The organism is Allobosea rubneri, from assembly GCF_032464875.1.
In the GTDB taxonomy this organism is placed as follows: Bacteria; Pseudomonadota; Alphaproteobacteria; order Rhizobiales; family Beijerinckiaceae; genus Allobosea; species Allobosea rubneri.
The window spans coordinates 13828-33410 of the sequence record NZ_JAWDID010000044.1 but is presented as its reverse complement, the minus strand read 5'-3'; the positions used below and the strand labels follow the sequence as shown (position 1 = coordinate 33410).

Sequence of the window (19583 nt, the reverse complement as noted above, 5' to 3'; positions counted from 1 at the left end):
CGAGTTCGGTTCCGAGGAAGGGCAGGCCTTAATGTCGACGCCGAAACACCTCAGCCCAGCTTCGACTGCTCCCGAAACTGACGCGGCGTGACGCCCGTCATGCGGCGGAAGGCGCGGCTGAAATGGGCCGGGTCCGAGTAGCCGGAGGACAAGGCGACATCGATGACCCTGCAATCGGTGTCGCGCAACAGCCCGCTCGCATGCTGATACCTGACCGTGTCGAGCACGTCCGAATAGGCCAGGCCGAGAGCGGCGAGCTTGCGTTGAAAGGTGCGCGTGCTGAGGCCGACGATCTCGGCGACATCGGCGAGAGCGGTCTTTCTCCCGTCGAGATAGGCCGGCAGCATCAGCTTGAGCAGCTCGACGATATCGTAGGCGGAAGGGCCGGCCTCATGGTCCGGTAGCGCCGGAGGCAATGCGACCGATCGATTGGACAGGCCGAGGAGCGAGATCGGCAGGCTGACCCAGGCGGCATGCCGGTTCGACAGGAACCGCACATTCGGCCAGGCGGATCGCGTCGCCGGGCTCGGCGCATAGGACGATTCGAAGGCGATCGCCGGCGGCATCCAATCAGCGCCCGCGAACTGCCTGATGATGTGGATCGGGAAGATGTTCTGGATCCATTGCGCGTATTTCAGGTGCAGCAGCCCCCGTGTCCCGGCCAGCCTGCTGCAGATCCGCACGTGATCATCGTCGTGCTCGATCCACATGCTCAGGATCGTGTCTTCCCGCGATGCCCAATGGCAGGCGTGCCGCAGCGCGACGAGCAGTGTCGGGGAGTGAGCGATCAGGAGCCGCGTCTTTTCCCTGAGATGCGAGAAATGCAAGCGCTGGGCGGCGAGAAAGCCGAAATCCTCGATGCCCTGGCTCCTCTGGGCGGTTTCGACGAAGCGCAGCGCCGGCAGGAGCGGAAGGTAGAGATCGCTCTTGTCCTCCAGAGAGGCTGGCAGCCGGGATTTCTCCAGAAGCGTGTCCGTCGGCGCGCCGATCTCGTCGAGGATGCTGACGAACGGCAGCAGGAACTGGCCGCGCGTCAGGGGTATGTCAGCCATTGGACCTTGCCGCGATCATTGGGGGGCTCCACTGGCCCTGCTTGCGAGGGATTCGTCACCGGTCGGGATCGAGAATAGCCGCTTGCGATTGGCGTGAAATGGCAAGACCGGCGATCTGCCCATGCACGAAATGAGCACGGCTGAGTTCGCTGCCGGTCGGAGTGCGATCGTCCGGATGCCGGCACGGCGGCGGCTTTTCCTGCATATCGGTTCTGACGGGCTGTGCATGAACTCGGCGGTGTCGAGAGGAACGGGATGACTATCACTTGGACTACGGCACGAGCCGCGGCTGTTTCCGCGTCTGCCCTGCTCGCGCTCTGCGGGCAGGTCCTCGCGCAGGCGGGCGAAGCCCAGCCCAAGGTCACGGATCCGCATTTCAAGATCGCGCCGGGTTATCTCAGGCAGTCAGACCTGCCGAACAGCCTCGTGCTGCTCGGCCCGCCGCCCGAGAAGGGTACGGCTGCTCTCGCCCGAGACGAGGAAGCGCGCAGGGCGACGCTCCCGTTGCGCGACAGTGCGCGCTGGAAACTCGCCTTCACCGACGCCGATCTCGCCTTTCGGCAGGCCGCCGAGAATTTCTCCTGTGCGATGGGCGTCAGGATCGGCGCCGAGCAGACCCCGCGTCTCTACGCAATGATGCAGAAGATGCTCTCGGATTTCGGCCTCTCCACCTATGGCGTGAAGAACAGGTACAACCGGGTCCGTCCTTTCGTGGTCCATAACGAGGCGACCTGCCGGGCCGATCAGGAGGCCATTCTGCGCAGTGACGGCTCCTATCCGTCAGGCCACACCGCCGCGGGCTGGGGCTGGGCTCTCGTCTTCGCGCAGATCAATCCCGAGCGCTCGAACGAACTGCTCAAGCGCGGTCTCGAATTCGGGCAGAGCCGGGTGATCTGCAATGCCCATTGGCAGAGCGACGTCGATGCCGGGCGGATCATGGGCGCGGCGACCACGGCACGGCTCATGACCGACCCGGTCTTCCTTGCCGATCTCAAGGCTGCGAAGGCTGAGGTCGAAGCCGCGAAGGCCAAACGAGCGGACCCGGTGCCGGACTGCTCTGCCGAGGCCGCAGCCCTCTCCGAGCAGTAGTCGATTACAAGGCGGCGGTAGCGACGGACAAAGCTGCCGCGCCGGCGCAGTCTTTGAACGCAGTCTTTGAATGAAGAGGTAATTCCATGCTTCGATTGGTTGGCATCGGTCTCGCACTCGCATCGGCGGCACTGGCGACAGGCGCGTTCGCCCAGGAGCCGAGCGGCAAAATCCCGGTGACCGTCGACAATTTCATCCGCGCGGAGACCGACCATTACCTCGCGGCCAACGCAAAGACCGTGGGCGGGTTGGGCAAGTTTCTGCACTCCCGGGAGCCGACGGCGATCGACAGGCAAACGGTCATTCGCATGAACCGGGATACGCTGTATTCGTTTGCCGTTTTTGATCTTGCCGCCGGGCCGGTCACGCTGTCGCTGCCTGATACCGGCAAGCGCTACATGTCGATGATGGTCGTCGATCAGGATCACTACCTGCCGATCGTCGCCTACGGTACGAAGCCGGTTACGCTGACCAAGGAAACGGTCGGCACGCGATATGCGTTCGTCGCGATCCGGACGTTGGTCGATCCGAGCGATCCGAAGGATCTCGAAGCGGTCCACAAGCTGCAGGACGCCATCAAGGTCAGCCAGAAGGCTTCAGGGAAGCTCGAGCTTCCAAACTGGGACGAGGAAAGCCTCACAGGCGTTCGCAATGCCTTGCTCGCGCTGGCAAAGTATCAGACGTCGTTTCGCGGTTCCTTCGGCGCCCGTGGTCAGGTCGAGCCGATCCAGCATCTGATTGGCACAGCCGCGGGCTGGGGCGGCATTCCGGAAAAAGACGCCATCTACGCGAGCTTCGCGCCCGCGAAGAACGACGGCAAAACGGTCTACACCATCAATGTGCCAAAGACCGTTCCGGTGAAGGAATTCTGGTCGATCAGCGTCTATAATCGACAGGGGTTCTTCGAGAAAAACCCCTACAGCGCCTATTCGATCAACGACATCACCGCGAAGAAGAATGAGGACGGCTCGGTGACCGTCCAGCTCGGCGGCTGCGACGGCAAGATCCCGAACTGCCTGCCGATCGTCGAAGGCTGGAACTATACCGTGCGGCTCTATCGTCCTGAGCCATCGATCGTCAGCGGCAAGTGGAAATTCCCGGAGGCGAAGGCCTTAAACTGAGCCTGACCAGACTGGCTTTCGGGGGATTTGGTTGTCCACCACAGCAATTGTCCGTGGTGGACAACGCCCCGGCCGAACAGGTCGCGCCGCTTGGGCGGCCAGTGGGCCGCGCCGCCGTGGGGCTTGGTGCCCAGATGGTTCCGCGCCGGCGGCGGGTGGTCTGCGCAGCTAGGCCGGCAGGACAGGTTCAGCGAAGGTTTCGGGCCGAGCCGCGGCGATGCGCCAGTCGATCTCGCCACCGAAGAATTCGGCCGCGAGACTGCAATCGAGGGCGCTGTAATGGGGCCGGCGAACGCTGCCGCCGAACGCCGCCATCGGAACCCGCACCAGCCTTGGCGTCGTCTTGCCTGCGCCTTGAAGCGCCTCGAATGCCGCGGCGACCCAGTCGGCACGCGAGACCGGCGGCGATCCGGCGAGATGCAGCACCTTGGGGACGGATTCGCCGGCGCTCATGCGGTCGGCCAGCGCCAGCAGCCTCTCGGCGAGCGGGACGATCGGGGTCGGGGAGCCGACCTGATCATCTGCCACCATGACGGTCTCGGCGTCGCTCCTCAGCAGGCCGGCGACAAAATCCTCGCCGTCGCCGAAGAGCCACGCCACACGGGCGATGCACGCCCTGTCGCAGGCGGAGACGACGTTGCGTTCGCCCTCGGCCTTCAGGCGGCCGTAGTTGTTGACGGGCGATACGGGATCAGACTCGCGCCATGGCCGCCTGGTCTCGGCCCCGAAGACATAGTCGGTCGAGATGTGGATCAGGGGCAGGCCCAGCGCGGCGCAGACCCGCGCGATATCGCCCGGCGCTTCGGCATTGACGGCGCGCGCGCGCTCCGGAGCCGTATCGGAGTCCTGGACGCGGCTGAGCGCCGCGGCGTTGATCACGACATCCGGGCGCAGCCGATCGAGCGCGGAGCGGACGGCGGCGGCGTCGGTGATGTCGAGCTCCCGGCTCGACAATCCGAAAACGCCCGGGCCTCCGGCTTGCGACAAGGCGCGCCCCAGCCGGCCGCCCCCACCAGTGACAAGCACATTGCTGCGCACAAGATCGCTCCCGCGCCGACTCAGGCTATGCAAACTCTACATGGGCCGTCCGCGGACGTCTGCTGTCCACCCGTCGCGGGCCTGCGGACCTTCCGTCAGCCGATCACGTTTCGGCGCTTCAGCAGCCAGTAGACCGCGCCCGCCGCCAGGCCCGACAGCCCGAGGATATAGAGCCAGCCGAACTCGGTCTCGAGGAAGGGCAGGGCCTTGGTGTTGACGCCGAAATAGCCGGTGACCAGCGTCGCCGGCATCAGCGTCGCGGTCAGGATCGAGAGCACGTAGAGATGGTGGTTGGTCTGGGCGCTGAGCCTCGCCGCGATCTCGTCCTGCAGCAGCCTTGCGCGCTGCTGCACGAGCTGGACGTCGCCCAGCATGGTGTCGACGCGGTGGAGCAGCCTTGCGGTCGCGCTCCGGACCTTCTCCGGCGCGGCCCTCGCGGTCGCGGTCTCCTGGAAGCGGCGGAAGAGCTGGTGCAGGCCGTTGAGCTGGCGGTGCAGCTTGACCGTGCGCCGGCGGATCGCGCCGAGCTTGCGCGCCTCGTCGCCGATCCGGTCGTCGATGATGTGGTCCTCGATCGAGTCGGCGTCGTCGGCGAGGCGGTTCACGTCCTCGGCGACATCCTCGATCACGAATTCGATGACGCGCTCGAACAGCATTTCGGGGGAGGTGGCGCGGAAGCCCGCCTCCAGCGTGTCGCGGGTCAGCCGCGTCGCCTGCAGGGCCTGGCGCCGTCCGGTGATCAGGAAGCGCTCGCCGACGATCCAGTGCATCATGCCCCAGTCGTCGGCGAGGCTGTGGACCTCGCGGACCTGGTCATAGGTGATGCCCCAGACGAAATCCGGGTCGTGATAGAGCCGCTGGTGATCGTCCTGCGACAGGAAGACGGCCTGCGCCTCGAGCGGCAGTTCGCTGCGCTCGGCGATCCACTGCTTGGTGCGGCTGTGGACGAGGTCGAGATGCAGCCAGACGAATTTGGCGCCGTCGAGCGCGAGGCCCGGCGACTGGTCGCGCGGCACGAGGCTGGCGCGGCCCTCATCGTCGAAGCGATAGGCCCAGATGAAGCCGGCCCGGGACTGGATATCCTGAAGTATCGACACGCTGCTTCCGGCTGACGGGTGTTCCGCCAGCATCAGCGCCCGTCAGATGACGGTTTCGCGACAGTCGGCCGCTTTGTGACGAAAGCCTAGTCGCGCTTGATGGAGCCGGTGCTGGCGACCTGGCGTGAAAGCAGCGCCTTGGGCGGCCTTGGGGCCGGAACCAGTTTCGGCGGGGCGCCGCTGGCGAGCTTGGTCTCGACGGCCGCGGGGCGGGCGGCCGGCTTGGGCGAGGCGACCTTCGGCCCGCCGCCGCGCCATTGCCGCGCGCCGATGTCGAAGCGGCCCTCGCGCCAGGCGGTGAATTCACGTTCCGTGCCGAAGAAGGCGTTGCGGTCCACGTCGCCGGTGATGCCGGGGACGCGGCCGGTGGTGGTGAACTGCCAGAACTCCCACTCCTTGCGCTCATAGCGGTGCCTGAGAGGCGCCGCGGTCGAGCGTAGCCAGTAGGGATGGTCGTTGAACTGTCCTTCCAGCACATCCTCGTGGAAGGTGATGTCGGTGTAGATGATCGGCTTCTTGCCGGTGTGCTCCTGCAGCCCCCTCAGCATCTCGCGGATCTTGGCGAGCGCCTTGTCGCGCGGGATCTTCTTGCCGCAGGATTCCGAATGGCCGTTCCACTCGACGTCGAGCACCGGGGGCAGCGCGTCCGCATCGCGCGGGATATGGCGCTTCATCCAGCGCACCTGGTCCTTGGCCGGGCGGCACCAGTAGACGAAATGGTAGGCGCTGCGCGGCACGCCGGCCTTGCGGGCGCCCTCCCAGTTCTTGCGAAAATTCGGATCGAGGTGGTCGCCACCTTCGGTCGCCTTGATGAAGGCGAAGCGGGTGCCGGCGTCCTTGACCTTGGCCCAGTCGATATCGCCCTGCCAGCGCGAGACGTCGATGCCCTGGATCGAGCGCCGACGGGCGTCGCTGACGCCGGCATGGGGGCTGGCATCGCCCTTCTTGGGGTAGAGCGCCTCGGCGGGCGTGGCGCAGAGCAGGCCGAGCCCTGCCATCATCAGAAGGCGGTAGGCAAGGCTGGGCATGCGCCGCTTTCCTGAACTGGTTTCAGCGCGGCGCGCCATAAGGTCCTCCCTGTGTCGAGGCAGGATAGGCGGGCGCCGGGTTAAGAGGTGGTTAGCATTCGAGCGAGCGGCTTCAGCCTTGGTTAACCGGTGAGGCGGCCGCCGGCCTGCTTCGGCCTTACTCCGCCTCGGTCTCGCTCTGATCGGCGACCTGGCCGAGGCTCGCGGGCTGGAACCGCGAGGCGGCGACCGGGGCGGCGGCGCCGGGCAGCGTCGCGACCGGCGTGTGCTCGGGGCCCGGGCTCGGCTGCGGCGGAACCTTGCGCTCGCGCGTCCAGGTGCGGGTGCCGATGTCGAAGCGGCCCTCGCGCCAGCCGGTGAACTCGCCCTCGTTGCCGTAGAAGGCGTTGCGGTCGACATCGCCCTTGATGCCGGGGACCCGGCCGGTGGTGGTGAACTGCCAGAAGGCCCAGGGCCGGTCCTTGTAACGCACCTCGGGCTTGGCCGCGGTCGAGCGGATCCAGTAGGCGTAGTCGTTGAACTCGCCTTCGAGCACGTCCTTGTGGAAGGTGATGTCGGTGTAGATCACCGGCTTCTTGCCGGTGAGCTGCTCGAGCTCGGTCAGCATCAGCCGGATCTTCTCCAGCGCCAGCGAGCGCTCGACCTTCTTCGGGCAGGTCTTGGAATGGCCGTTCCACTCGACGTCGAGCACCGGGGGCAGGGCCTCGGGATCGTTCGGGATCTGCTGCTTGAACCAGACCGCCTGCTCATGGGCCGGGCGGCACCAGTAGACGAAATGGTAGGCGCCGCGCGGCACGCCGGCGCGGCGCGCGCCTTCCCAGTTCCTCTGGAAGGCGGGATCGATATGGTCGCCGCCCTCGGTCGCCTTGATATAGGCGAAGCGGGTGCCGGCGGCCTTGACCGAGGCCCAGTCGATCTCGCCCTGCCAGCGCGAGATGTCGATGCCCTGGATCGGATACTGGCGCGCTGCCTCGACGCCGGGATGGGGGCGGACATCGCCCTTGCTCGGATAATGGTCCAGCGCCACGCAACCGCCCAGCACAGCGAGCGCGGCAGCGAAGACGAAAGAGGCGGAAAATGGGTGTCGCATGCGGCGGGGCGTCATCCTGGGCAAGATTGCGGAGAAATCTTGACGCCCGGTTTACGTTACCGGTTTTTCTCGCGCCGGCACCGCTTTCTTTCGGTCACCCCAGCCGCAGCAGGATCGTCGCGATCCCGAGGAAGGAGAAGAAGCCGACGACGTCGGTGACGGTGGTGACGAAGGTGCCCGACGAGATCGCCGGGTCGATGCCGGCCTTGTCGAGCGCGAGCGGCACGACGACGCCGGCGAGCGCCGCAACGACGAGGGTCGCGACCATGGCGAGCGCGATCACCACGCCGAGCATCAGATTGCCGAACCAGAAGCCCGAGACCGTGCCTGTGATCACCGCGAAGGCGACGCCGTTCAAGAGGCCGACGATCATCTCGCGCCGGAAGAAGCGCGCCCGGTTCCAGCTGCCGAGCTGACCGGTTCCGAGTGCGCGGATCGCCACCGTCATGGTCTGGGTCGCGGCATTGCCGCCCTGGCTGGCGACGATCGGCGCGAGCACGGCGAGGGCGACGAGCTTGGAGAGCTGAGCCTCGAACATCGCCATCACCGAGGCGCTGATGAAGGCGGCGATGAGGCTGATGAAGCGCCAGCGGAAGCGGCTCAGCGCCACCTCGCGGACGGGGTCGGAGAGTTCTTCGTCGGCATCGACGCCGCCGAGCTGCTTGACGTCGTCATCCGCGGCCTCCTCGATCACGTCGACGACGTCGTCGATGGTCATCACGCCGACGAGGCGGCCGCTCTTGTCGACGACCGGGGCGGCGACGAGGTCGTAGCGCTGGAACATCCGCGCCACGTCCTCGAGATCGTCATCGGCCTGAACGACGCGGCGATCGTCCTCGATCAGATCGGAGATGCTGACCGGCCGCTTGGTGCGCAGCAGCCGGTCGAGACGGACCGTGCCGACGAAGCGATGGCCGGGGTCGGCGACGAAGATCTCGAAGAAGCGCTCCGGCAGGTCCTGCGTCTCGCGCAGATAGTCGATGGTCTGCCCGACGGTCCAGAAGGGCGGCACCGCGATGGTCTCGGCCTGCATGCGCCGGCCGGCCGAGCCCTCGGGATAGTCGAGGCCCTGCTGCAGCACGCTGCGCTCGGCCGGGCTCAGCCGGTCGAGAATCTCTTTCTTGTCGGCCTCGTCGAGGTCTTCGAGAATGTAGACCGCGTCGTCGGTGTCGAGCTCGCGCACACCCTCGGCGACGGTCTGCGGCGAGAGCTCGTCGAGAATCTCCTCGCGGACGGCATCGTCGACCTCGGTCAGCGCCGTGAAGTCGAAATCGCCGCCGAGCAGCGAGATCAGCTTCGGCCGCTCCTCGCTGTCGAGCGCTTCGAGCAGCCCGCCGAGATCGGCCTCGTGCAGGTCGCCGACGAGATGGCGCAGCGTCGTCAGGTCCGAGAGCAGGACGGCCTGCGAGACCTGCTCGACGAATCCCTCGTCCATGACGCCGTCTTCGTCGCGGATCGGCCGGGCCGGCTTTTCGTCGGGAGCGCTCTCGGCTTCCACCATCGGTCCGGCTCCGGGATTCGAGGCTGGGGATTCGCTTGAAGGCGGCGAGCCGCCCTTGTGTCAGCGGCGCGCCCTCGTTGCAACGCGGCATGACCGTTTCGCGACGGAAACGCGGCAAGTGAAACGAAAAACGGCGACCCTTGCGGATCGCCGTTCCCGGGGCATCAGCCCAAATTTGGTGCGGTCAAGAGGACTCGAACCTCCACGGGTCTCCCCGCTACCACCTCAAGGTAGTGCGTCTACCAATTCCGCCATGACCGCAGCGGCCCGAAGCTCGTCCGCGCTGTGGCGGTGATCTCCGAGAGCGGCGTGGGTCTACCAAATGGAATCTCCGGCCACAAGAGCCTGCGAGCGAAAATCGGGAGAAGTTTCGGCGGCTATGAAGAGAGGGGGGCAAAAGCCGACGATGCCGGCGCCAAACAGGCCGAAAAGCCGGTGGAAATGCCTTGTCCAGGCAATTCCAGGTCGGTCGGCTGTTGGGGACAAGTTCCGGATGGGACTGCAACAGCCATCGCCGCCAGGCCGTGGCTGCGCTGCGCGAGTCGCCTGCTTCAGGCGGCTTCGGCGACGCTGCCGAGCGTGAACACGGTCGGGCGCTTGATCATCTCGGTGATCTCCACCGAGATTCGAGTGCCGCTGACCACGACATTGCCTTTGGCGAAGGGGTGGTTGTTGGCGAGAATCTGGACCTCGTCGGTCTCGCTGGCATTGAGCTCGATGATCGCGCCGCGGCCCATGCGCAGCAATTTGTAGATCGGCATCTGGGCCGAGCCGAGCACTACGGTCAGCTCTATCGAGACGAGATCGAGATCTGCCTTCAAAATCCGCCTCCGGGGACCTACTTCACAACGATTCTACGAACTTGCCAGCGACGTGGAAAACGGCGCATGAGCACGGCGCGGCGAGGGCGAGCCGGTTACCAAGAGTTGAACGGACAGGGTTAATCCAAGGTGAAGACGCGCGAGGCGCTGGCGGTTTCTTTCCTGCCCGAGGCAGGCTCGCCGCCGGTCGAATGGGTGATTGCCGAGGCGCCGGTCGGCTACGAGGCCGCCGTCGCCGAGATGGAGACGCGGGCGGCGCTGATCGCCGACGGGCTCGCGGCCGAGCGGGTCTGGCTGGTCGAGCATCCCGCGCTCTACACGGCCGGGACCTCGGCGAAGGACGAGGATCTGCTGACGCCCGAGCGATTCCCGGTGCATCGCACCGGCCGGGGCGGGCAGTTCACCTATCACGGGCCCGGACAGCGTGTGGCCTATGTGATGCTCGACCTGAAGCGCCGCGAGCCGGATCTGCGCCGCTTCGTCGCCGCGCTCGAGGCCTGGCTGATCGGCACGCTCGACCAGTTCAACATCCGAGGCGAACGGCGCGAGGAACGCGTCGGCGTCTGGGTGCGCCGGCCGGAGAAGGGCGCCGGGGTCGAGGACAAGATCGCTGCGCTCGGCATCCGCGTGCGGCGCTGGGTCTCGTTCCACGGGATATCGCTGAACGTCGAGCCGGAGCTCTCGCATTTCGACGGCATCGTGCCTTGCGGCATCGCGGGCCATGGCGTGACCTCGCTGGTCGATCTCGGCCTGCCGCTGACCATGCCCGAGGTCGACAGCGTCCTGCGGGCGCAGTTCGAGCAGGTTTTCGGGACGACCGTGGTGCCGGGCTGAGGCCTCTGGGGCCGTCTCGGTGCATTCACCTTCCATTGACCATAGCCGCCCATCCTCGCCGGATCGGGATTTCGGATGAGGATTATGATGAGAGCGATATTCTTCGCCGGTTGCCTGGCGGCACTGCTCGGCGCTTGCACCACCACGGACCAGCGCATTGCCGGGGCCGCCGCCGGCGCCGGTACGGGCGCGCTGATCGGCGGGCCGATCGGCGCGGTGGCGGGCGGAGCAATCGGGGCGGTCTCGGCCCCGACGGTGACCCGCTCGGTCCGGCGCATGCGCGACTAGAGCGCGCAGTTTCGCGCACGGTGCGCCTTGGCAGGGGCGCCGGTTGGCGTTTTCCGCGCGCCGCGCCATAACCCCGAGGAGAGATTTCGCCAGGGAGCGCGTCGTGCCGGTCATCGAAAGCAAGGTCGACCTGAATTCGGCCGAGACGCGCGCCAATGCCGAGGCCTGGGCCGTGCTGCGCGGCGAACTGCAGGAGCGCCGCGCCACCGCCGCGCTCGGCGGCAATGAGCGCTCGCGCGAACGCCATACCTCGCGCGGAAAGCTTCTGCCGCGGGAGCGCGTGCTGCGCCTGCTCGATCCGGGCTCCGCTTTCCTCGAGATCGGCTCGCTCGCCGCCTATGACATGTACGAGAAGGACGTGCATGGCGCCGGCATGATCGCCGGCATCGGCCGTGTCGCCGGGCGCGAGGCGATGGTGGTCTGCAACGACGCGACCATCAAGGGCGGTACCTACTACCCGATGACGGTCAAGAAGCATCTGCGGGCGCAGGAGATCGCGCGCGAGAACAACCTGCCCTGCATTTATCTGGTCGATTCCGGCGGCGCCAACCTGCCGCACCAGACCGAGGTCTTCCCGGATCGCGAGCATTTCGGCCGGATTTTCTACAACCAGGCGACATTGTCCGGGCTCGGCATCCCGCAGGTCGCGGTGGTGATGGGCTCCTGCACCGCCGGCGGCGCCTATGTGCCGGCGATGTCGGACGAGACGATCATCGTCAAGAACCAGGGCACGATCTTCCTCGGCGGTCCGCCGCTGGTGAAGGCGGCGACCGGCGAGGTGGTCTCGGCCGAGGATCTCGGCGGCGCCGACGTCCACGCCCGGCTTTCCGGCGTCGCCGACCATTATGCCGGCGACGACACCCATGCGCTGGCAATCGCCCGGCGCATCGCCGGCAACTTCAACAGCGTGAAGCGCCCCGATATCGACCTCGCCGAGAGCGTCGAGCCGCTCTATGCGGCCGAAGAGCTCGAAGCCGTCGTCCCGACCGATCTGAAGAAGCAGTACGACATCCGCGAGGTCATCGCCCGGCTGGTCGACGGCTCGGAGTTCGACGAGTTCAAGCGCCTCTACGGCACGACGCTGGTCACCGGCTTTGCCCGCATCCACGGCATCCCGGTCGGCATCATCGGCAATAACGGCATCCTGTTCTCTGAGAGCGCGCTGAAGGGGGCGCATTTCATCGAGCTGTGCTGCCAGCGCCGGATTCCGCTGCTCTTCCTGCAGAACATCACCGGCTTCATGGTCGGGCGCGATTTCGAGACGCGCGGCATCGCCAAGGACGGCGCCAAGCTCGTCACCGCCGTCGCCTCGGCAAGGGTGCCGAAGATCACCGTGCTGGTCGGCGGCTCGTTCGGCGCCGGCAATTACGGCATGTGCGGCCGGGCCTATTCGCCGCGCTTCCTGTTCTCCTGGCCGAATTCGAAGATCTCGGTGATGGGCGGCGAGCAGGCGGCGAGCGTGCTCGCGACGGTGCGCGGCGACAATCTCGAAGCAGCCGGCAAGCCCTGGTCGGCCGAGCAGGCCGAGGCCTTCAAGGCACCGATCCGCGAACAGTTCGAGGCCGAGGGTTCGCCCTATTACGCGACGGCCCGGCTCTGGGACGACGGCATCATCCTGCCCTCGGAAACCCGGCGCGTGCTGGCGCTCGCCTTCTCGGCCTGCCTCAATGCAGAGATCCCCGAGACCCGCTTCGGCGTCTTCAGGATGTGAAAAAGGCGCGGCGGTTTCCCGCCGCGCCTTCTGTCCCGCGAAATGCGGGGCTCAGTTCTTGGCGAGCCCGAGATCCTTCAGCACGCTGTTGCCGCGCTCGGTGAACGCCTTGACATAGGCGGCGAACTCTTCCGGCTTGTCCCAGATCGGGGTGATGCCGCGATCGGCCATGCCTTTGCGGACGTCCTCGCGCTGCATGGTGCGCTGAGCGGCCTCGAACAGGATCTTGCGGCGGTCGGCCGGGATGCCCTTCGGCGCCGAGAGGGCGAACCAGTTCTCGTAGACCCAGTCGAGCCCGGCTTCCTTGGCGCTCGGCACGTCCGGGAAGTTCGGATGGCGCTCATTGGTCATCAAGAGGATGGTGCGCACGCGGCCGGCATCGAGCATGCCCTTGGCCTCGATCGGCGAGCCCGTGAAGACGGTGATGCCGCCGGCGACGAGATCCTGCAGGGCAGGGGCGCCGCCATTGCTCGGCACCCAGCGCACCGCGTCCGGCGCGATGCCGGCCGCCTTGAGCAGGCCGCCCGAAGCGATGTGCCAGGAGCCGCCGACGCCGGTGCCCGAGGCCATCATCGTGCCCTTCGGGTTTTCCTTCGCCGCCTTCAGATAGTCAGCGACGGTCTTGTAGGGGCTGTCGGCCTTGACGGTGATGCCGGCGGGGATCACCGAGACGCGCGAGAAGAAGTCGATGCTCTCCGGAGTGAGGTCGCCGAGGCCGAGCGTCTTGAAGAAGGAGATTTCGGGGCTGGCGCCGCCGACGGTGTAGCCATCGGGGGCAGCGTTCGCGATCGCGGTGTGGCCGGTGATGCCGCCGCCGCCGGTGCGGTTGACGACGTTGACCGGCTGCTTCAGCTCGGCCTCGAAGCCGGCCGCGAAGATTCGCATCACCGCATCCATGCCGCCGCCGGCGGCCCACGGCACGATCAGCTGGACCGGGCGATCCGGAAAAGCGAAAGCCGGGCCGGCGGCGAGCGCCAGCGTTGCCAGGGCCAAAGCGGCCTTGCGGAAACTCTTCATGGTCGACCTCCCAAATGCGTCGAGAATTCTTGTATGCAATTCGTAAAGCGCTCGCGTCGCGCCGGCAAGTCGGTATGCGGAATTTTGTATGCAGGATAAGGAGGCGATGCGATTGCGCGTCGCCTGCAGCATTCCGGCTGGTTACCCGAGCGCGGCCGCGCCAGGATTGTCCTCAGGTACAATAGCGCGACGATCCCGATCGGGCGCCATCTTCAGATGTCCGCGGCCCCGCGAGCCGGGTCATGGGGATCGAGACTGCGTGCGGCTCTCGTGACGGGCGCGGCCCGCCGTGCCGCCGGCACACTCGGCTCATGGAGCGTCTTCTCGCCCGTCGAACCCGCGATGACGCGATACCCGCGCTGCTTCGGGAGGCCTGCCGATGTGGATTCTGATGTACGTCTTCTCGTACTCGGTCAGCCCGGTCGCGACGAGCGACCGGGCCGAGTGGCGGCTTCAGCCGACGGTCGTCTTCCAGGAATTCACCACCGAGGATCGGTGCCGGTCGGCAAAGTCGAAGCTTGAGGAGAGCCTGAAACAGGCGGGCGTGAAGCTCAAAAGCGCGCTCGGCGACCTCCAGGCCGTCGGCAAGATCGGTCCGCAGGAGATCATCATAGCCTATGAGGTCGACTGTCTTCCGAAGTAGCTTTCGGCCGCGGCCGTCCATCTCATTGCGGGAGAACCGGGATGCTTCAGATCGATCTGCTCGGTGACGATGGCATCGTGGTCCTGACCCCGCACGGGGCCCTCGAAAGCGGCGATTTCGAGCGCCTGTCGGGTGTGGTCGACCCCTATCTTGCCGCGAATGGGACGCTCAAGGGCCTGATGGTCGACGCGGCGTCGTTTCCCGGCTGGGACGGCATCGGGGCATTGATCTCGCATGTGAAGTTCGTGATGGGTCACCACCGCCGGGTCGCGCGCGTCGCCGTGGTTTCGGACAGCGAGCTTCTCAAGCTCGCGCCCCATGTCGCGAAGCACTTCGTGGCGGCAGAGGTCCGCCAGTTTCCATCGGGAGACAAGGCGCTCGCTCTGGGATGGCTGAAAGGAGCCATGCCGGCTCAGCCTTAGGCGGCGCCGTTGCCCGCGCATGCGGCGCCCGCGATCTGCCTGGGCCTGTGAACCCGCCTGAAACCGCGCTCCCGGCCGCCGCCGGCTCTGTGAGCTACGTCACGGAACGGCGTTCGAAACGGGGGCAGGTTTCGGCGGCAGGGGGCGCAAACACCCATTACGGGGAGGAGAGCCTATGTCTTCCCACAAGCTCACGACACTGGCGGCCGGACAGAAGAGCATCGCGACCGCGGCCATCGAGGCGCTTGCCTCGCAGCTGCGCGGCAGCATCCTGGACGAAAGAGATGCAGGCTATGACGAGGCGCGCGCGATCTGGAACGGCATGGTCGATCGCCGGCCCGGCCTGATCATCCGCTGTGCCGACGTCGGCGATGTCGTCAGCGCCGTCCGCTTCGCGCGCGACAACGAATTGCTGGTTTCGGTGCGGGGCGGCGGCCATGGCATCGCCGGAAACGCGGTCTGCGATGGCGGTCTGATGATCGACCTCTCGCAGATGAAGTCGATCCGCGTCGATGCCGCCGCGCAGCGCGCCTGGGTCGCACCCGGCGCGACACTCGCCGATCTCGACCGGGAAACGCAGGCCTTCGGGCTGGTGGTGCCGACCGGTATCAATTCGACCACCGGCATTGCCGGGCTGACGCTCGGCGGCGGCTTCGGCTGGCTCACGCGGAAGCTCGGCCTGACCTTGGACAATCTCGAGTCGGTCGAGGTTGTGACCGCCGATGGCGAGCTCCGGCGCGCCAGCGAGACGGAGAATCCGGAGCTGTTCTGGGCGCTGCGCGGCGGCGGCGGCAATTTCGGGGTGGTGACGGGCTTCGTGTTCCGGCTGCACAAGCTCGGAAACGAGGTGTTCTCCGGCCTCGTCGTGCATCCCATGAGCGCGGCGGAGTCGGTGCTGAAGGCCTATCGCCAGGCGCTAGAGGTCTCGCCCGATGAGCTGACCTGCTGGGCGGTGATGCGGCAGGCGCCGCCGCTGCCGTTCCTGCCGGCGGAGTGGCACGGCAAGGAGGTGCTGATCCTCGCCATGTGCTGGTGTGGCGATATGGCCGAGGGCGAGAAGGCGACGGCCCGGCTGCGTTCGATCGGCAAGCCGATCGCGGACGTGGTGAGCCCGCACCCGTTCACCGGCTGGCAGCAGGCCTTCGATCCGCTGCTCGCCCCCGGCGCCCGCAACTACTGGAAGAGCCACGACTTCGCCGAGCTCTCGGACGCGACGATCGGGCTCCTGACCGGCGCCATCGGCCGTCTGCCCGGCCCGGAATGCGAGGTCTTCATCGCGCATGTCGGCGGCGCGGCCGGGCGGGTGGCGAAGGACGCGACGGCGTTCCCGCAGCGCAGCTCGCATTTCGTGATGAACGTGCATGCGCGCTGGCGCGAGAAGAGCGACGACCAGAAGTGCATCGGCTGGGCGCGGGAACTCTTCGAAGCCGCAAAGCCCTATTCGGTCGGCACCGCCTATATCAACTTCATGCCTGCCGACGAGGGCGACCGCGTCCGGGAGGCCTATGGCGCGAGCTACCAGCGCCTCGCCGAGCTGAAGCGCCGCTACGACCCGTCGAACCTGTTCCGCATGAACCAGAACGTGACACCGGTTGCGGGGCGGCGGGCGGCGTGAGCATCGCGAGCTGACCGGAAGAAACGCAGGCCGTCCCGGGCGACTGCAAGGAGACCCGGGACCCATGCCCGAGCTTCGATCGGAAAGGCTCCGGAATGGGTCCCGGATCTCCGCTCCGCTGCGTCCGGGATGACTAAGGCCGCGCCGCTAGAGCGTTTTTCGATCGGACTGAGCCGTCATTGCGAGCGATAGCGAAGCAATCCAGGGGGAGCAGTGCTCTACGCCCCCCTGGATTGCTTCGTCGCTTTGCTCCTCGCAATGACGGGCCTGCATACTCACGCCAGAACGAACGCCTCGTGGATGGCGCTCTGCACGCCGCCGCCCATCACCGGGCCGCCGCCGGCGACATGGATCGCGTCGCCGACCAGGGCGGCGCCGAGGCCGTGGCGCGGGGTCAGCATCGGGGCGTACTGCTCCCAACCATCGCTGGCGGGATCATAGGCCTCCATCTGACCGAAGACGCGGTTGGTGCCTTCGCCGCCCATCACGAAGACTTTTCCGCGATAGAGCACGGCGCCGTGCCCGGAGCGGGCGGTCGGCAGCGGGTTGCGCGGCGCCCATTTGTCGGTCGCCGGATCATAGGCGTGATGCAGGTTGGAGTTGGTGTGGAAGCTATCGACCCGCCCGCCGATGACATGGATCAGATTGCCGATGGCCAGCGTGCCGGTGTGGTCGCGCGCCGTCGGCATCGGCGTCCGCTCGCTCCACTTATCGGTCTTGGGATCGTAGACGCGGTGCCAGTTGACCGAGGTCTTGGTGTCGGTGGTGTCGCCGATCGCGCCGCCGATCGCGTATAGCAGGCCGTTCAGCCCGACGATCGCGGCCGAGCCGACCGGGCGGGGCAGGGGCGCGATCTCGGCCCATTTGTCGGTCTTGGGATCGTAGACGAAGCAGCGCGGATGCGGCTTCCGGTTCTGCTCGAGGAAGCCGCCGATGGCGTAGAGCCTGCCGTCGAGGAAGGCGACGCCGACATGGTTGGCGCCCTGCGGCAGCGGCGCGCCGTCGCTCCACTTGTCGGCCTTCGGGTCGTAGACGTGGTGATAGGGCCGGTCGGTGCGCTGCTCGCCATAGCCGCCGACGATGTGCATGCGGTCTTCATGTGCGGCCGCCCAGGCCATTTCCGAACGGGGCAGCGGCAGCAATGCCTTGGGCTGCCAGCGGCCGGGATTGGCAGCCTTCGGCGCGGGGGAATCGAAGACGTTCTGCGAGTCCGCCAAGGCCGGCTTCGGGATGCGGCCGGGTTGGTTCAGCCGCTCGTAATGGCCACCATGATGCTCGTGGCCCGGTTGCTGGGCGAGCGCCGGCGCGACAAGGCTCGCGGCTCCGGCTGCGATGAAACCGCGGCGGCTCAGGCTGGTCATGGCGCTTCCTCCCTCGCTAGAAGAGTAAGGCAGACGTTGCGGCAGGCAAGTGAAAGGGCGGAGCCGGTCTGCTGGAAAAGCAGTTCCGCATACTGCATACGCTGCTATGGTCCTGCCGCCTGAAACGGTTGAAAACACGGGAAACGCGAGGATACGCATGTCTGGGCACAACAAGGTCGCCATCATCACCGGTGCCGGTTCCGGCGTCGGCCGGGCCGTCGCCATCGCCTTCCTGAAGGACGGCTACCGCACGGTGCTCGCTGGGCGCCGCACTGATGCGCTGGAAGAGACGATCAAGCTCTCGGGCGTGCCGGCCGCGCAGGGGCTGGCGGTCTCGACCGATGTGACCGACAAGAAGTCCGTCGAGGCGCTCTTCGCCAAGACCAAGGAGAAGTTCGGCCGCGTCGACGTGCTGTTCAACAATGCCGGCGTCAATGCGCCTGGCGGCGTGCTGCTCGAGGACCTGTCGCTGGAGGACTGGCAGAAGGTGGTCGACACCAACCTGACCGGCCCGTTCCTGTGCACGCAGGAAGCCTTCAAGGCGATGAAGTCGCAGGAGCCGCGCGGCGGGCGCATCATCAACAACGGCTCGATCTCGGCGCAGGTGCCGCGGCCGAACTCGGCCGCCTACACCGCGACCAAGCACGCGATCTCCGGCCTGACCAAGACCGCCTCGCTCGACGGGCGGAAGTACGACATCGCCGTCGGGCAGGTCGACATCGGCAATGCGCTGACCGAGATGGCCAAGAAGATGACCACCGGCGTGCCGCAGCCGGACGGCTCGATCAAGGTCGAGCCGGTGATGGATGTCGACCATGTCGCGACGACCGTGCTGCACATGGCCGGCCTGCCGCTCGAGGCCAACATCCTCTTCGTCACCGTGATGGCGACCAAGGCCCCGCTCGTCGGGCGTGGTTGAGGCTGCTTGACCGATCCGCTGTCGTCATGGTCGGCCTCGTGCCGACCATCCACGTCTTGCGACGGGCGGATTTTCCGCGACACTGGGCGAGGTGGCTCGGGAGCGCCTCGCATGTCGGCTTTCGATGCGTCGGAACGCGATGACGACGTGGATGCCCGGGACAGGCCCGGGCATGACGGGGAGGGCGCTGGCGCTCGCAATCACAGCGAGCCCGGCCATGCGGCGCCTGTCGATCCCCGTATCGGCCGCGCCTACCGTCTGACGATCTGGGCGATCGCGCTCGGCATCCTGATCTTCGCGGCCCTCGTCGTCGCCTGGGCGCTCGCCATCGGCAACAGCCAGCTGCTCAAGGACGGTGTCGACTGGGTCTACGACGTCGCGCTCTACGGCATCGCGGCGCTGGTCTTCGGCCGCGACGGACGGGCGGAGAAGCTCGCCGCGCTCGGCATCGGCGCAGTGATCGCAGTCGCCGGCCTGCACACGCTCTATGATCTCTGGGACAAGATCCTGCGGCCGCGGCCGATCGAGCTCTTCACGCTCGGCTTCTCGGCGGGAAGCGCGATCCTGATTGCCTATCTGATCGTGCTCGCGCTCTGGCGCTTCCGGCGCGAACCCAACCCTGTGATCAAGGCGACCTGGCTTTCGAGCCGCAACGACACGATCTCGACCACCGGCTTCGCGCTGGTCGGGCTTGCGGCGAGGCTCGCGCCGGTGCGCTGGCCGGAATACCTGCTCGACCTCGTCGTCGCCGGCCTCTGCTTCCAGGCGAGCTGGGCGATCTGGCGGGCAACCAGACAGTCGCAGGCCCCGACGAAAGCCTCGACCTGACTTAGTTGGCCTGTCGTCCCGGGCGACCGGAGGGAGACCCGGGATCCATTCCGGAACCTTTCCGATTGGCGTTCCGGAATGGATCCCGGCTCTTCGCTTCGCTTCGGC

The 19583-nt window shown here is 66.8% G+C and carries 19 protein-coding genes and 1 tRNA gene; 10 read left to right on the top strand and 10 right to left on the bottom strand.

What is annotated here, in order from left to right:
- Positions 1-50 precede the first annotated feature (50 nt).
- Positions 51-1052, bottom strand: a complete 1002-nt coding sequence (locus tag RKE40_RS22170; protein ID WP_316020378.1) for a helix-turn-helix transcriptional regulator — start codon at positions 1050-1052, stop codon at positions 51-53.
- Between the two features lie 255 nt (positions 1053-1307).
- Between RKE40_RS22170 and RKE40_RS22165 the strand changes: the two genes are divergently transcribed.
- Entirely contained in the window at positions 1308-2141 is an 834-nt protein-coding gene (locus RKE40_RS22165) for an acid phosphatase (protein ID WP_316020377.1), read from the top strand.
- Between the two features lie 86 nt (positions 2142-2227).
- Positions 2228-3262 (top strand): DUF1254 domain-containing protein, encoded by a 1035-nt coding sequence (locus RKE40_RS22160; protein ID WP_316020376.1) that lies wholly within the window; start codon positions 2228-2230, stop codon positions 3260-3262.
- 168 nt (positions 3263-3430) lie between these two features.
- Here the strand turns inward: RKE40_RS22160 and RKE40_RS22155 are convergent, their stop codons facing one another.
- The 7 genes from RKE40_RS22155 to RKE40_RS22125 form a co-directional block, all read right to left on the bottom strand.
- Positions 3431-4300 carry an SDR family oxidoreductase gene (locus RKE40_RS22155; protein WP_316020375.1) on the bottom strand — a complete coding sequence of 290 codons (870 nt, stop codon included), beginning with the start codon at positions 4298-4300 and terminating at the stop codon, positions 3431-3433.
- A 95-nt stretch (positions 4301-4395) separates the two neighbouring features.
- Positions 4396-5397: a CorA family divalent cation transporter gene (locus RKE40_RS22150; protein ID WP_316020374.1), complete on the bottom strand. Its 1002-nt coding sequence runs from the start codon at positions 5395-5397 to the stop codon at positions 4396-4398.
- A gap of 86 nt (positions 5398-5483) precedes the next feature.
- Positions 5484-6425 carry a glycoside hydrolase family 25 protein gene (locus RKE40_RS22145; RefSeq protein ID WP_390893492.1) on the bottom strand — a complete coding sequence of 314 codons (942 nt, stop codon included), beginning with the start codon at positions 6423-6425 and terminating at the stop codon, positions 5484-5486.
- Positions 6426-6582: 157 nt separating this feature from the next.
- On the bottom strand, positions 6583-7515 hold the full coding sequence (locus RKE40_RS22140; protein WP_316020373.1) for a glycoside hydrolase family 25 protein: 933 nt from the start codon (positions 7513-7515) through the stop codon (positions 6583-6585).
- A gap of 94 nt (positions 7516-7609) precedes the next feature.
- On the bottom strand, positions 7610-9016 hold the full coding sequence (gene mgtE, locus RKE40_RS22135; protein ID WP_316020372.1) for a magnesium transporter: 1407 nt from the start codon (positions 9014-9016) through the stop codon (positions 7610-7612).
- A gap of 176 nt (positions 9017-9192) precedes the next feature.
- Positions 9193-9277 (bottom strand) — tRNA-Leu (locus RKE40_RS22130).
- Positions 9278-9567: 290 nt separating this feature from the next.
- Complete coding sequence (locus tag RKE40_RS22125) at positions 9568-9837, bottom strand: FliM/FliN family flagellar motor switch protein (RefSeq protein ID WP_066470077.1); 270 nt, start codon at positions 9835-9837, stop codon at positions 9568-9570.
- Between the two features lie 129 nt (positions 9838-9966).
- Here RKE40_RS22125 and lipB point away from each other — a divergent pair, with 129 nt between their 5' ends.
- The 3 genes from lipB (at position 9967) to RKE40_RS22110 (ending at position 12670) form a co-directional block, all read left to right on the top strand.
- A complete protein-coding gene (gene lipB / locus RKE40_RS22120; RefSeq protein ID WP_316020371.1) occupies positions 9967-10671 on the top strand; it encodes a lipoyl(octanoyl) transferase LipB in 705 nt (234 codons plus the stop codon).
- Between the two features lie 84 nt (positions 10672-10755).
- Positions 10756-10959, top strand: a complete 204-nt coding sequence (locus tag RKE40_RS22115; RefSeq protein WP_316020370.1) for a hypothetical protein — start codon at positions 10756-10758, stop codon at positions 10957-10959.
- Positions 10960-11062: 103 nt separating this feature from the next.
- Positions 11063-12670 carry a carboxyl transferase domain-containing protein gene (locus RKE40_RS22110; RefSeq protein WP_316020369.1) on the top strand — a complete coding sequence of 536 codons (1608 nt, stop codon included), beginning with the start codon at positions 11063-11065 and terminating at the stop codon, positions 12668-12670.
- Between the two features lie 51 nt (positions 12671-12721).
- On the opposite strand, the gene RKE40_RS22105 is transcribed toward RKE40_RS22110, so the two are convergent.
- Positions 12722-13687: a Bug family tripartite tricarboxylate transporter substrate binding protein gene (locus RKE40_RS22105; RefSeq protein WP_316020368.1), complete on the bottom strand. Its 966-nt coding sequence runs from the start codon at positions 13685-13687 to the stop codon at positions 12722-12724.
- A 379-nt stretch (positions 13688-14066) separates the two neighbouring features.
- Here RKE40_RS22105 and RKE40_RS22100 point away from each other — a divergent pair, with 379 nt between their 5' ends.
- The 3 genes from RKE40_RS22100 (at position 14067) to RKE40_RS22090 (ending at position 16367) form a co-directional block, all read left to right on the top strand.
- The gene (locus RKE40_RS22100; RefSeq protein WP_316020367.1) at positions 14067-14330 is read left to right on the top strand and encodes a hypothetical protein; all 264 of its coding nucleotides are present in this window, start codon (positions 14067-14069) and stop codon (positions 14328-14330) included.
- A gap of 41 nt (positions 14331-14371) precedes the next feature.
- Positions 14372-14752, top strand: coding sequence for a SpoIIAA family protein (locus RKE40_RS22095; protein ID WP_316020366.1), 381 nt, complete (start codon positions 14372-14374; stop codon positions 14750-14752).
- A gap of 175 nt (positions 14753-14927) precedes the next feature.
- Positions 14928-16367: an FAD-binding oxidoreductase gene (locus RKE40_RS22090; protein WP_316020365.1), complete on the top strand. Its 1440-nt coding sequence runs from the start codon at positions 14928-14930 to the stop codon at positions 16365-16367.
- Between the two features lie 275 nt (positions 16368-16642).
- Here the strand turns inward: RKE40_RS22090 and RKE40_RS22085 are convergent, their stop codons facing one another.
- Positions 16643-17728 (bottom strand): Kelch repeat-containing protein, encoded by a 1086-nt coding sequence (locus tag RKE40_RS22085; protein ID WP_316020364.1) that lies wholly within the window; start codon positions 17726-17728, stop codon positions 16643-16645.
- A 157-nt stretch (positions 17729-17885) separates the two neighbouring features.
- Here RKE40_RS22085 and RKE40_RS22080 point away from each other — a divergent pair, with 157 nt between their 5' ends.
- Complete coding sequence (locus RKE40_RS22080) at positions 17886-18647, top strand: SDR family oxidoreductase (RefSeq protein WP_316020363.1); 762 nt, start codon at positions 17886-17888, stop codon at positions 18645-18647.
- A gap of 111 nt (positions 18648-18758) precedes the next feature.
- Positions 18759-19475 (top strand): cation efflux transmembrane domain-containing protein, encoded by a 717-nt coding sequence (locus RKE40_RS22075; protein ID WP_316020362.1) that lies wholly within the window; start codon positions 18759-18761, stop codon positions 19473-19475.
- The last annotated feature ends 108 nt before the right edge of the window (positions 19476-19583 follow it).